This is a genomic window from Peribacillus sp. JNUCC 23, from assembly GCF_053653995.1.
Genome location: NZ_CM132202.1, coordinates 3,224,007 through 3,237,112, shown reverse-complemented (window position 1 = coordinate 3,237,112; position 13,106 = coordinate 3,224,007). Strand labels below are relative to the sequence as shown.

The window sequence follows — 13,106 nt, the reverse complement described above, 5'->3', positions numbered from 1 at the left end:
ATGAGGAGGAAGTTTCATGAATGGGTTCCTTAACGTAATCGTTGATATTTTAAGTCAGCCGGCTATTTTAGTCGCGCTGATCGCACTTATTGGATTACTCGCACAACGTAAAAACATACCAGATACATTGAAAGGAACAACGAAAACATTTGTCGGCTTTCTCGTCATTTCCGCCGGAGCGGGGATCTTGTCAGGATCTCTTGCTCCCTTTGGCGAAATGTTTCAACAAGCCTTTCATGTAAGCGGTGTCGTACCGAATAACGAGGCCATTGTTGCGTTAGCACTGAATGAATATGGCTCCAGTACAGCTCTCATCATGTTCTTCGGAATGGTGTTTAATGTGGTAATCGCTCGTATTACGCCTTTTAAATATATCTTTTTAACGGGTCATCATACACTTTATTTTGCTTGTATGCTTGCGGTTATTTTCTCAGTAGCTGGCTTCACCTCATTTGGGCTCATTTTAACTGCTGGTCTCGCTCTTGGCATTATCATGACCCTTTCTCCAGCTATCGTTCAACCGTTTATCCGTAAAGTAACGGGGAATAACAATGTGGCGCTTGGCCATTTCAGTGCGGTTGGCTATGCAGCTAGTGGGATTGTTGGCAAGCTTGTAAAAGGAAAAAACTCTCGTTCTACTGAGAACATTAATTTTCCAAAAGGGCTTGGCTTTCTGCGTGATTCAACAGTAAGTATTGCACTTACCATGACGTTGATTTATTTAATTGTCGCCCTTGTTGCAGGACCTACTTATATCGAAGCAAATTTGAGTAATGGAACGAATTACCTTGTTTTTTCCTTGATTCAAGCTGGTACATTCGCAGCTGGTGTATTCGTCATCTTAGCTGGTGTACGTCTTGTCTTAGCCGAAATTGTCCCTGCATTTAAAGGAATCTCACAGAAACTTGTTCCGAATGCAAAACCAGCCCTTGATGTTCCAATCATTTACACGTACGCACCGAATGCTGTACTGATCGGATTTTTCTCAAGCTTCTTTGGTGGAATTGTTAGTTTGCTCATTATGTCCCTTTCTGGAACCGTTATGATTCTTCCAGGTGTTGTACCACATTTCTTTACGGGGGCAGCGGCAGGCGTTATTGGAAATGCTACTGGAGGCTTGCGTGGATCAATCGTCGGCTCTTTCGTTAATGGACTGATCATCAGTTTCCTGCCACTTTTCCTATTGCCAGTATTAGGGGATCTTGGATTTGCCAACTCAACCTTCTCTGATGCGGATTTCGCAGTCTCAGGAATCTTCTTTGGTACCCTTGCAAATTATGTTGGCAAAACTGGCATTGTTGTCGGTCTACTTGCGATCCTAGCTATTATGTTTGCTTTCAACTTTAAACGCACAAAAACAGATGCAGCTAATCAGGAATCTATACAGGAGGCGAAATAATATGCAAGCAACACAAACTGATTTACAAGTTTACGCCAATCAAATCCGTTATTATACGCTGAAGGAACTACAGGAATTGGGCTTCGGTCATTATGGAGGCAGCCTTTCCATTGTGGAAGTACTTGCTGTTCTATACGGTAAGCATATAAATATTGAGCCAAATGATGCCAAAAATCCAGATCGTGATTACTTCGTGCTTTCAAAAGGGCACGGGGGTCCGGCACTCTATGCGACTCTGTTTCTGAAAAAATTCATCTCAGAAGAAACGCTTTATTCGCTTAATCAAAACGGTACGACGTTACCTTCTCATCCGGATCGTAACTTAACTCCTGGTGTTGAAATGACGACGGGTTCACTTGGTCAAGGAATTTCAGCAGCAACCGGTATCGCTTTTGGCAACAAGCTTGATGACCGCGCGAATTACACTTATGCCATTGTAGGGGACGGAGAATTGAATGAAGGTCAATGTTGGGAAGCGTTCCAATTTGCTGCTCACCATCAGCTTGAAAATCTTGTCGTCTTTATTGATGACAATAAAAAACAGCTTGATGGTCTAACGATTGATATTATGAAACCATTTGATTTTGTTGAGAAAATGAAAGCTTTTGGATTTGCTGCAGAGCGAGTGGACGGATCGAATGTAGAAGAAATCGATGCTGCGGTTGAGAGAGCGAAGCAACGTACAGGCAAGCCAACTGCTATCATTCTAGATACGACGAAAGGACAAGGTGTTCCGTACTTAGAACAAAAGGCGGACAATCACCATATCCGACCTAGTGCAGAAGATAATCATGCTATAAATAAGGCTCTAGAAGAATTAGAAAAAGCACTTCAAGGAGGTCAAAACCAATGACATTTTCTTCTGTCCTCGACCAAAAAGAAATGCGTCAAACCTACGCTGATACGATTCGTGAATTAGCTAAGGAAGATGATCGTGTGATTGCGCTTGAAGCGGACTTAAGCTCAGCCATGTCTACAAGCAGACTAGAGTCTGAACTTCCAGGTCAATACGTGAATGTTGGCATTATGGAAGCCAACATGATGGGATTAGCTGCCGGACTTTCTGTTGTCGGTCGCAAACCTTTTATTCACTCTTTTGGACAGTTTGTTACAAGACGTGCTTTTGACCAACTTTTCGTTTCCCTTGGCTATGCCAAGCTTAACGCCGTGATCGTTGGATCTGATGCAGGTGTGACTGCAGAACATAATGGAGGCACACATATGACGTTTGAAGATATTGGCCTAGTTCGAGAAATTCCAAACGCTCATGTCTATGAAGCTAGCGATTCAAATCAACTCAAGTATTTACTGAAAAAAGCTTATAAAGAAGGCGGTCTTCATTACATCCGTACGATTCGGAAGCAATCGATCAACCTATACGATGAAAACGAATCCTTTGAAAAAGCCAAAGTGTTGCGTACCGGTAAAGATGTAACCATTGTTGCTTCGGGAATTATGGTAGGTGAGAGTTTAAAAGCAGCTGCCAAGCTTGCTCAAATCGGTATTGAGGCAACGGTGATTGACATGTTTTCCATAAAACCTTTAGACATCGAGACACTCATCGAGGCTGCCAAAAAAACAGGGGCTGTCGTCACTGCAGAGAATCACAATGTAAACGGTGGACTCGGCAGCGCTGTGGCTGAGGCCCTTTCTGAACATTACCCAGCTCCTCTTTACCGTGTTGGTGTTCGTGAACGCTTTGGCCAAGTAGGAAAAACGGAATATTTGAAAACGGTGTATGGATTGGATGCACAAACGATTGTAAGGGAAGTTGAGAGAGTGATTGAGAGAAAATAGATAGGAGAAGCAGGGGGATGGTTCTCCTGCTTCTTTTCGTAATCTTGGTGCTTGACTCCCACTCCCTAAATAGTAAAATACCATTGCAGATAGGTTTTATAGAGCACTAAGATTATGAATGAGAAAGAGGAATACAATCTCAGTAAAAGAGCAGATAGTTAAAATAAATTAATCTTTTCATCTTCGAAATGTGACGGAACCATGGGCCTGTCCCCCGACGCATTAAATTTTCCTCAATTTCAAGCTTAAGCATAAAAATTAACTATTAAGTCATTTTGCCTTGGGTACCTGCTACAACTTGGAGTTTTTCGAAAGAGTGAAAGAGACAGAGAGTCATTGATTCTCTGTCTTTTTTGGGTCGTTAGACTTTCTTATAAAGGCTGAACTTACTTAAATTGGTGGTATTTCTAATCAAATTCACAATACCAAAGCGTGAGGTGTTTTTTGTATATTCGAGCATCTTGTCAAGAATATCATTTGATTAATTATTTTACTGCTTAAAATGTGTTAGTTTACAACTATCTCTATTGAAGCTAGAATGTTTTGTGTATTGATGGCGAATTGCTATATAGAATCAATAAATGCTTCAAAGGGATATATCTTCTATTAATTCTATTTAAACATTCACCAGATATCTTAGATTATTAACTTATTTGTAAGAGGGCTAATCGATTTATAACATGTCAAAGAATATAATATACATTATTATGAGCCAAAAGTTTTTTACAAAAATCTTTTTTTCAATTTGTATCGTATCATTTATTGGAGTATCTGGCCTTGCTTATTATTACCAAGAGTACTATCGTGATGTATTTATCAAAAATGAGATGAGTAGTGTACAACGATCTATCAACCAAGCAAATTTAAATCTCGACAATCGGCTACAGCGTCTTATCAATGATATTAATTATTTTTTTATTACTCCCATAATGGAGTAGAGTATCTAAAAAGCTATAAAAAACAAGATGTGCAGAGCATATTAGAAGCTTTTCGTTTACAGTATTCCGATCAAGTAGAATCGGCGTTTTTCTTGGTTAAGGATCATACAGCAAACGGCAAGGAAACCTTATACTATGATCAGACTATAGACCTCTAAAGTGGAATAGACTACTAAAAGCAAAATTGGTATAAAAATTTCACTCAAAAAAAATCAATTTTATGGCTAAAGCGATCTACAGAACATTAATCTATCAAGATCGATCATTAGATATAGCTATTTAATTTCATTTAATAGGACTAACTTTTTCAATGGCCTCCTATTTAAGGAGTGGGGTTTCACTGTTATAATTTGGATGAGGGGTGATGGATAATGAAGGTAGTTACTGATAATCTTGAAAAACATCTATTTACGGAATTGAATAAGAGTAGAGAATCAATCATGATTATTAGCCCATTTATTAGTATGTATACAGCTGGAAGACTGATAAATAAACTGCAGAATGACAATGTAGAATGTACTTTAATAACCCGGTTTGACAGAAGTTTATTTATTAATGGGAGCAGTAGTATTGAGGCGTTAAAGCTATTAAAAAGACAAGGAGTAAAAATTCTTGCCCTGAAAAATTTGCATTCTAAAGTTTACATTTTGGATGAAAGTATGTGTATTACTGGTTCCGCTAACTTTACAAAAAAAGGATTAAAAGAAAATAAAGAGTTGTTGATGTTTCTTTATGAACAACATGAAACTATTCCTATTTTAAGTTATGCAAAACAGCTGCTTGAAGATATTTTACTGTCTGGTCATTGGTATGTTGATGAAGATATGATTAATATAGAAATAGAAATGAAGAAACATATAAAGCCAACTATAGAGCAAGATCCTAGATTGAACTATTCGTGGGGGGCAGAGCTACTAACTAATAAACAATTGGATGAGGAAGCTATTGTTCTTTCAGTTTCAATTGGCGGTACATACGATATTGTTGAGAAGTATGCTATTCATGCTCATCCGTATGATTACCCATATAAAACGCCAACGAAATATATCACTTTTAGATATCCAAATGGAGGTCAAATGAAGAGTGTGTATGAAATTGTCGAGACATTAGAGATTGATTTATCTAGCTGGCGAAGAGTAATAGAAGAACGAGGTTTTCCGAAAGTTATTGAAAACCGTTTAGTAAATTATATTATTGATCGCAAAAGTGGTTTTGACTATGAAAAGGCTGTGCCTTATAAGTTTTATATTTTAAATGAAATCTATGAATTGCTTAATTGTCCTAGACCACCGAAAAATAATGCAGGTGGCTGGTATTATCGTTTAGGTGATTTAATAAGTGCCAAAGATATCATCAATACAATTAAAGTCTGATAGATTTCTATATTGAATCAACTTTATAAATGCTTATTTTCAAGAAAAATAGATCCGCAGGAGTTGTTGAGTTCTTATTTAAAAATTTTAAGGTTTATTCAGCTTGTTATTGATTTAACATGGTATGGATACGAACGGTAGCAAATTTTGAAGCATTATAAACAAGGGGAACGATGTCAAAATGAGCTTCGGCACGCTACTCAGTACGATAACGAACATTATTTAGTTGGAAATAGAGCACTAATATAAAACAAACCAAAATAAAACGAAATAAGGATGAATGTCATGAAAAAAATGATTGGTTTATTCCTATGTATAGTGTTCATTATTGTTGTCTTGTACCAACAGAATCATGCTGTTACTGACCAAAAAGAGAAGATATACGTTGAAGATTTTAAAGGGGCCAATGATTCTATTAAGATTCAAGCAGCCATCGATAAAGCAAAAGACAAAAAAATAAAAACTGTTATGCTGGATGATAAACAGTACAAAATTACATCACCTATCATTGTTCGAGAAGGTGTTAAGTTACTATTTGGATACGGAACACAGTTCATTGTTGTGGGAAACTTCAGGGTGCTTGAACTTGAGAAAAATGCTTCCATTGAAGGCGCTTATATAGCCATTAATGATGCGGATTTTAATTCAGAAGTTATTTACTTAGATGGTAAATATAAATATTATAACACTTGGTACAGAACACAAGTAAAGGATGTAAATATCGTCAATTGGTCTGAAAGTAACCAGGGTACAGGAGTATTCTTATACGCTGGTGGAAAAGAACATGAGATTTCTTTCGTTAACTTCGAAAACATGAAGATTTCAGGAATGGAAACGGGTGTAAAGTTTATAGCTGAAAAACCGGCTTCTGGATATGCCTGGATCAACGCTAATCGGTTTATGAATGTATCTTTAGAGGATTGTGTAAACATGATATACATGGATAGTCATTCAACTATACCGAATGAAACGAGCGGCAATCAATTTACCAACTTACAGATCCAGCCATCAAGCAAAACTAAGAGTATTTTGAAGGTAAGCGGGGAGTACAATGAGTTTGATGGGATGTCTTGGGATTTGGACCAAATCACTCATCAAAACGCTGTGATTGAACTTACAGAACAAAGCAAGGATACGACCATTGACATTCCTTCATTACCTATGAACAGAATTTCCGACAGTGGACAAGCAAACAAAGTGAATCAGTAAAATGCAACAGCCCTTCTCAATGGAGAGAGGGGCTTCATTCATTTATAATGTTAAACCGAAGGATGGTACGTGTGGCTCTTTTGCATATCTATCATGGGGTCTTTCTCTTAGATAGCAAAATGAGACTAGTAAACACACTGTTTTTACTGGATTAAGAAAAATTAGTATGTGAATACCCTTTTCTTTTTAATCGGTATTGAAGAAAACTTTTCTGAATTAAATCAGAGTTTTGCTATCTTCATAGTTTTGTCGTAATAATTTGTCCTTGATCATTAATATTCACTTTCCATCTTCCTCCATTAGGGGAAACTAGCGTAACAGCTTTGCCTTTTTGGAATTCTAAATCGCCATACAATGTCCCACCTGTAGTTGGCAACCAAGAGGCCCCTTGCTGTAAGGAAGATCGTGCAAAGATCCGATTAATCCGAAACCGTTTGTGCCCTTGAGTATAGCCACTTAGCGTCAGTTTAACTTTAAATAAGGTAGCTGCTCGTACTTCTGAAATAATCGTGTTTCCGACATTATATGGTATATCTTTAGCTACTGTCCAAGGTCCGTTTAGACTTTGTTGATATTCAATCAAAATCCGATTTGGGCTTTCATTCCATCCAAAATAGATACCAAGGCAATTCAGCATTTGAATAGGCTGCTTAGAAAAATCTAACTCGATAATAACCGGCTGAGAACTAGGAACATCCAAATAATTTACACTTTGCTCATCCAATAAGTTAAAACAATTACTAAGGGTTCCTCCATAGGGTGCTTTTCCAGAAAGTTGACGTACGGCGTATCGGATATGGGCATTAACTAAGATATCATCTTGATTCCCCATTAGATGTGATTTTCCTAGTGCAAGGGGGGAGGATACTGGAAGGGATTCTTCATGAGGTGATGTACAGCGGTTGTATAGGCCAAGATCAAGAATTGATGTGGCTAATTGGTTTGAAAAGAGGTAGTTGTGATGAGAAATGGAAGAGAATTCGATGACGAGTGGAGGGGCAGTCATGCGGTACATATCCCAAATCACTCCTTCAAACATATTATAAGCACCCGAACATCGGATTACTTTTTTAGTTTGTGCCCTGCATTGAACTTGGATTTCAGTAAACGTATTTCCAGATATTTCGTAAGGTAGATCACTATTTCCGACTATTTCAATTCCATACTGACAGCCATCTATGAAAATAGAATTAAAGGAGTTTGCATTAATCCAGCATGGCGTGTTAATATCCTGAAGCTTTTCTGTTTTTAAATAGATAGCTGTTTGAAAGTTTGTGATTTGGATGGTGTGAACCTTAAGGAAACTGATGAAATCCCATGCTTTTTGACAAGATAAATGAATGGCGATCCCTTGGTAGGTATTTGTACGATTCATAATATTAATATTAGATATAGAGGTATGATTATGAATTTCAATTTGTTGGGCGCCGGAGAGAAAAATTACGGATGAATTAAAACTATTATCCACAATCTCAATCGTACCCCCTGTGATTGAAGCATCCTTTTGAAGCTCGAATACTTGGAAGTTTCCTTTGACTATTAATGTTACGGTGGAATCTATTTCAAGATGTACATTAGACTTAATGACAATGGGAGAGGCTAAAGTATATTGCTTCTTCCCAGTTATAACAACTTTAGAGTGATGATTACCTAAACAATAATCAATGGCTTCTTGAATCGCCGGCGAATTATTTAGTAAATCTGGACTAGCGCCAAAACAATCAATATGAATAACATCTCTATTCTGGCAATCTTCAGAAAAATTAAGGGCGTCTGTCAATTTATAACACTCCTTATCTAGTGGTGTGTTATAGAATATGCATGTCCAAAAAGAATGCATGGGTAAAAAACAAACGATGAACGTTTGTTTTTTACCTTTGATACGTTTCTAGTGTAGAATGAATCATGTTTGAGAGTGAAAAAGATTTTTCTACTGTTTGTCTTCCTGTGACTCCTATCCGTTGTCTTAATGGCTCGTTATCGCGGAGTAATTTAATTTTTTTTGCAAATTCTAATTCAGAATGATGTGGAATAAGAATCCCTGTTTCCTGATCCACCACGGCTTCTTTAATGCCACCTACATCTACAGATACAATGGGTGTTCCCGTCGCCATTGCTTCAAGAACGACCATTGGGAACACTTCTCTTAAAGACGTTAGGAGCAGTACGTCCATGTTGCAAATAAATTCATATGGATTGGCTGCATTACCTAGAAGTTTTACCTTATGATTTATATGCAAATCACTAATGATTCTTTCAACAGAATCCCGCTCTGGTCCTTCTCCGGCAATATAAAACATGACATTTGGTTCATCTTTTAACTCATTAACAATTTTCAAAAAAAGTTCATGATTCTTCTCTTTTGATAAACGGGCTAAAATTCCAACATTGAACGTTTCTTTATGTTTTTGCTGTTGAAATGAAAAATGATCTATGTCGACTCCATTATAAATGGTTCGAATCATATCATTCTTTACACCCAACTGAAGTAGGTTTTCTTTTTCGAAATTACTCACCGCAATAATTTGATCAACATGCTGATTTAACACTTTTTTAAATAATGAAGGCATCTTTTTTTCTAGTATCGTCACGTTATGTTTGGTATACACTAGCTTAATTTGTCTTCTTGTGATTTTCTTTATTGCGATGGAATAGAGTAACATTCTTAAACTATTTGCATGTATGACCGTAATGTCTTTTTGGGCAACCTCTTTACTTAATGTATAAAGATTAGCCATATGATTTTTTAAGCTTAAGGGAATAAAATGATGCTTATTTTGAATTTGATTGTACAACTCACCAGTGGCAGCAGCTGAATAAAAGGCCATGTTTTCATCCTTGAGATGATTTTCTAATTTACAAAAATACATCTCAGCTCCCCCCGTTATGAGTTTATCTGTTAGTAGCAGAACATTGTTCATTTTTCTTATTTACCTCCATTTGGAATAGAGGTAGGCCGCTTCCCTCTATTTTTATTGTACGCATGGTAGGCATACTTACTAAAATAAAAGTTGGTTTTAATAAGATTTAACTTTTCCTGTCCTCGTAAGAGTTTCCAATATCGGTAGGCGGCCTTTAATTTATTTCTTGATGTAGAGTTCCTCACAATACGATACTTGGATAAAACCTTTTGTAAGCCATATGCTTGATACCCCTGCCGTAATAACAACAACCATAGGGCGGTATCCTCTGGTTGAATATCCGGCATTTCAATTTGTTTAATCTGCTGCCTATCTAACATCACAGTCAAACAACCAATCGTTGTATTTCCAATCAAATACTTATAATCTACTGTTTCTGGTGCGATTACTTCAATATCCATAGGATTTCCTTTTTCGTCCATTAAAGAATAGGAAGTAAAAGAAAAAGCAAGGTTTCCCTTTTGCATAAACGTGACTTGGTCTTCTAATTTAGTAGGGGACCAAAAATCATCACTATCAAGAAACGCGATATACTCTCCTTTGGCTTCATTAATAGCCACATTTCTTGCTCTAGCAGCACCACCATTTTGGGTTAAAGGAATCAGTTTAATCCGTGGTTCGGTTTTTATATATTCATGAATAATATGGACCGAGTCATCCTTGGACTTATCGTCAACGATGATCATTTCCCAATGAGGATATGTTTGAGCCTGAACGGATTCAATGGTCTCTATTATAAATGCTGAGCTATTATACGATGGGGTAATAATGGAGACCAATGGTCTGCTATCCTTTATAGTGTATATCATAAAAATCAGCCTCTTTTCGTTCATATATAGAAATGTATTTGAAAGCAAGTGCTAAAAAGAAGAAAAATGCTTCATTAATAATGAGAGAAAGGGATACCATCTGTAATAGAAACGCGAAAAGTGTGAGAACAATGTATGGTTTTTCTTTATGCAATTTTGTCCTGATGAAGGTGATAAGGAGCATTATTAAAAAAGAAAAGTAAAGAAGGAAACCGATAATTCCTGACTCCACTAATACCTCAAGAAACGTATTATGAACAAATAGTTTTTCATTATGTTCAAATTCGTAGTAATCGGAAAAGTTAAAGGCACCAATACCTAAAAGGGGATGGGACATAAAATAGTTAATGGCTTGAACCCATAACTCAAATCGGCCACTTCCTCCATCAGTAGAAAAGTCAGTAATTCGACTGTGAATGATCTGATTAAAATCTACTTGAATGAAAGAGCCCGCAGTAAAAATTACAACTAGACATAATAGGGAAACAGTCATCATTTTTAACTTTTTTGAAAAATCCGCTAAAATTACGTATAAAAGAACAACTAGTAAAAGGGCAACAATCCCTCCTCTTGAAAAAGTAAGAAGGGAGGTAATCACACATAAAATGAATCCAATCGAATGCTTTAATCCTTTTAAATACGTTAAATAAAAGGAAAAAAACAATGTATTATAGAAAATGAAGATGTTTGGATCGTCAAGTAATCCAATTAATCTTGGATAATCTCTATCTAATAATAATCCAAACGAGGTAATCTCGACGCCTCCTGGTGATCCTCCTGTTAATCGTAAACCGATTACATATAATAGCAGACTAATGCTATTGAAAATAATCCCAACATTTGCAATAGAAGTTTCAATGGCGCGAATCGATGCTTGTTCCACGACATATCTCATGATGAAAAAACAGCAGAGGATGAGAATTACGCCTAGAATGACTCGAATGCTTGCTTCAGGATACTGTGAAAAAGCGCCACTTAGGCAATAGGTAAAATAAAATAAAAGCAATAAAATTTCATAATGATAAAGTGGACGGAAGTAAAAATCTCGAAAGTAAATGAAGAATAAAATGGCAAGGAAAATCATGTAAATTTTCAATGAAAAGCCAATAGACAAATTATATTTACTAAGTGTAATAAAAAGTAACAAGTAGAAGACAGGCCACATAGAGGTATTCTTGTTAATTTGCAATATTTCCATCCTCTCTTTGTCTCCCGTCTGTTAATTGTTTGGTGTCTGGTTGTTTTTTCTTTTTTATAAAATTTACGATGAAGGCCTGGATCGTCTTATCAAATAGGAAAATCATCGCAGACACGAAGATGATTGTCGATAACATGGCTATAAACGGGTACTTAAATAATAAGTAGTGTACTAGGATGAAACTTATAGAAAAATAGGACCCATACGGAATGATGACATTGGTTAATACCGCTTTTCTTTTTGGATGGGCCAAGACATAACCGATGAATGATACGATTTCCATGATTAGCACGGCAAAAGCTGCACCCTCCACTCTATAGGTTATGCTCAGATAATAGAAGGACACCAAACCAATCGAAATGGTAATAAACTGCGTTATAGTACGACGGTTCTGTAATCCTCTTGTCGTAAGGCCGTCAGCGATGGCAATGTTAAAGCCTTGTAAGACAATAATTGCAGCCAATATTTTTAAAGGTTGGACTGCGGAACGCCATTCATCCCCGAATAAAATCGTGACTAAGTATCCAGCCAAATAGAATAAGGATATGGTCATACACATCCCAATAAAAGACATTATTTTCATTTGCAGGATATTTAATCGCGTATGTACCTCCAACTCCCCTCGATTGTAGTGCTTAAATAACAGAGGAAAAAATGCACCCGCAATTACCCCTGGTACTTGGTATAGAGCAGAAGGGATCCGGTATGCTACAGCAAAAAGACCAACAAGCGTTAATGGCAGTGTTTTTTCTAATACTAATGGACCTAATTGGGGAGTTAACATAATAAATAACCCACTGATTAAGAACGGACTAAGATTTGTTAATAACTGTTTTTGAAAAGAAGACTTCCATTTTACTTCCGCCTTTTTGTAAAGTACATACAGGCTATATATACCGCCCACAACATAAGAGAAACCGTAGGAAAAGGCTGCCAAAAGGACATCCACTTTAAAAATCATGCACAAAGCAGTTGAAATGATTAAGACAATCGCTGAGAATATTTTAATGGATGCGATAAACTGCATCCTTTCAATTAATTGAAAATAGGTGATTCCAATACTTTGCATGGTCAGACCAATAACCATAGGGATCAGTAAGCTATACATCATAAAAAGAATCTGTAATTCTTGATAAAAGACATGAATGCCAATAGAAAATACAATAAATGCTAAGAGCAAACAGACAACCCGGATCTTTATATAAGAAGATAATGTAGTGCTTAAATCTTCCTTCTTCGATCCTTCACGAAGAAATGTGTTACTTACTCCAAGGTCTGTAAAAAAGTGCATGATCATAGCAAGTGCTAGAGCCACACTGAAAATTCCATAGTTCTCTGAGTTAAAATAATTGGCCAATAGGATGAGGGTAGTTGCATTTAAGGCATTGGCTAGAATCGCACTGTAAAATAAATGAAATATATTTTTAATGATCGAACTCTTCTTTTTATTCACTTGTTTTCT

General features: G+C 36.6%; 10 protein-coding genes. 5 read left to right on the top strand and 5 right to left on the bottom strand.

All coding sequences use genetic code 11. The features are described 5' to 3' along the window. The first annotated feature begins 16 nt into the window (after positions 1–16). The 5 genes from JNUCC23_RS15560 to JNUCC23_RS15540 all read left to right on the top strand — a co-directional run bounded on the left by JNUCC23_RS15560 (position 17) and on the right by JNUCC23_RS15540 (position 6,716). A complete protein-coding gene (locus tag JNUCC23_RS15560) occupies positions 17–1,399 on the top strand; it encodes a PTS ascorbate transporter subunit IIC (RefSeq protein ID WP_403069664.1) in 1,383 nt (460 codons plus the stop codon). 1 nt (position 1,400) lies between these two features. Further along, complete coding sequence (locus JNUCC23_RS15555) at positions 1,401–2,252, top strand: transketolase (RefSeq protein WP_454212291.1); 852 nt, start codon at positions 1,401–1,403, stop codon at positions 2,250–2,252. Beyond that, positions 2,249–3,196, top strand: coding sequence for a transketolase family protein (locus tag JNUCC23_RS15550; protein ID WP_454212289.1), 948 nt, complete (start codon positions 2,249–2,251; stop codon positions 3,194–3,196). The genes JNUCC23_RS15555 and JNUCC23_RS15550 overlap by 4 nt, the downstream gene beginning before the upstream one ends. A 1,309-nt stretch (positions 3,197–4,505) precedes the next feature. After that, positions 4,506–5,507, top strand: a complete 1,002-nt coding sequence (locus JNUCC23_RS15545) for a phospholipase D family protein (RefSeq protein ID WP_454212287.1) — start codon at positions 4,506–4,508, stop codon at positions 5,505–5,507. Between the two features lie 285 nt (positions 5,508–5,792). Beyond that, positions 5,793–6,716 (top strand): hypothetical protein, encoded by a 924-nt coding sequence (locus tag JNUCC23_RS15540; RefSeq protein ID WP_454212285.1) that lies wholly within the window; start codon positions 5,793–5,795, stop codon positions 6,714–6,716. A 238-nt stretch (positions 6,717–6,954) separates the two neighbouring features. Here JNUCC23_RS15540 and JNUCC23_RS15535 read toward each other — a convergent pair whose 3' ends face one another. The 5 genes from JNUCC23_RS15535 to JNUCC23_RS15515 form a co-directional block, all read right to left on the bottom strand. After that, positions 6,955–8,496, bottom strand: a complete 1,542-nt coding sequence (locus tag JNUCC23_RS15535; RefSeq protein WP_454212283.1) for a hypothetical protein — start codon at positions 8,494–8,496, stop codon at positions 6,955–6,957. A gap of 91 nt (positions 8,497–8,587) precedes the next feature. Further along, a complete protein-coding gene (locus JNUCC23_RS15530; RefSeq protein WP_454212281.1) occupies positions 8,588–9,637 on the bottom strand; it encodes a glycosyltransferase family 4 protein in 1,050 nt (349 codons plus the stop codon). A gap of 5 nt (positions 9,638–9,642) precedes the next feature. Further along, positions 9,643–10,446 (bottom strand): glycosyltransferase family 2 protein, encoded by an 804-nt coding sequence (locus tag JNUCC23_RS15525; protein WP_454212279.1) that lies wholly within the window; start codon positions 10,444–10,446, stop codon positions 9,643–9,645. After that, a complete protein-coding gene (locus JNUCC23_RS15520; protein WP_454216093.1) occupies positions 10,424–11,635 on the bottom strand; it encodes an O-antigen ligase family protein in 1,212 nt (403 codons plus the stop codon). Before JNUCC23_RS15520 ends, JNUCC23_RS15525 begins: the two co-directional genes overlap by 23 nt. Beyond that, a complete protein-coding gene (locus JNUCC23_RS15515) occupies positions 11,625–13,097 on the bottom strand; it encodes an oligosaccharide flippase family protein (protein WP_454212277.1) in 1,473 nt (490 codons plus the stop codon). Before JNUCC23_RS15515 ends, JNUCC23_RS15520 begins: the two co-directional genes overlap by 11 nt. Positions 13,098–13,106 lie beyond the last annotated feature (9 nt).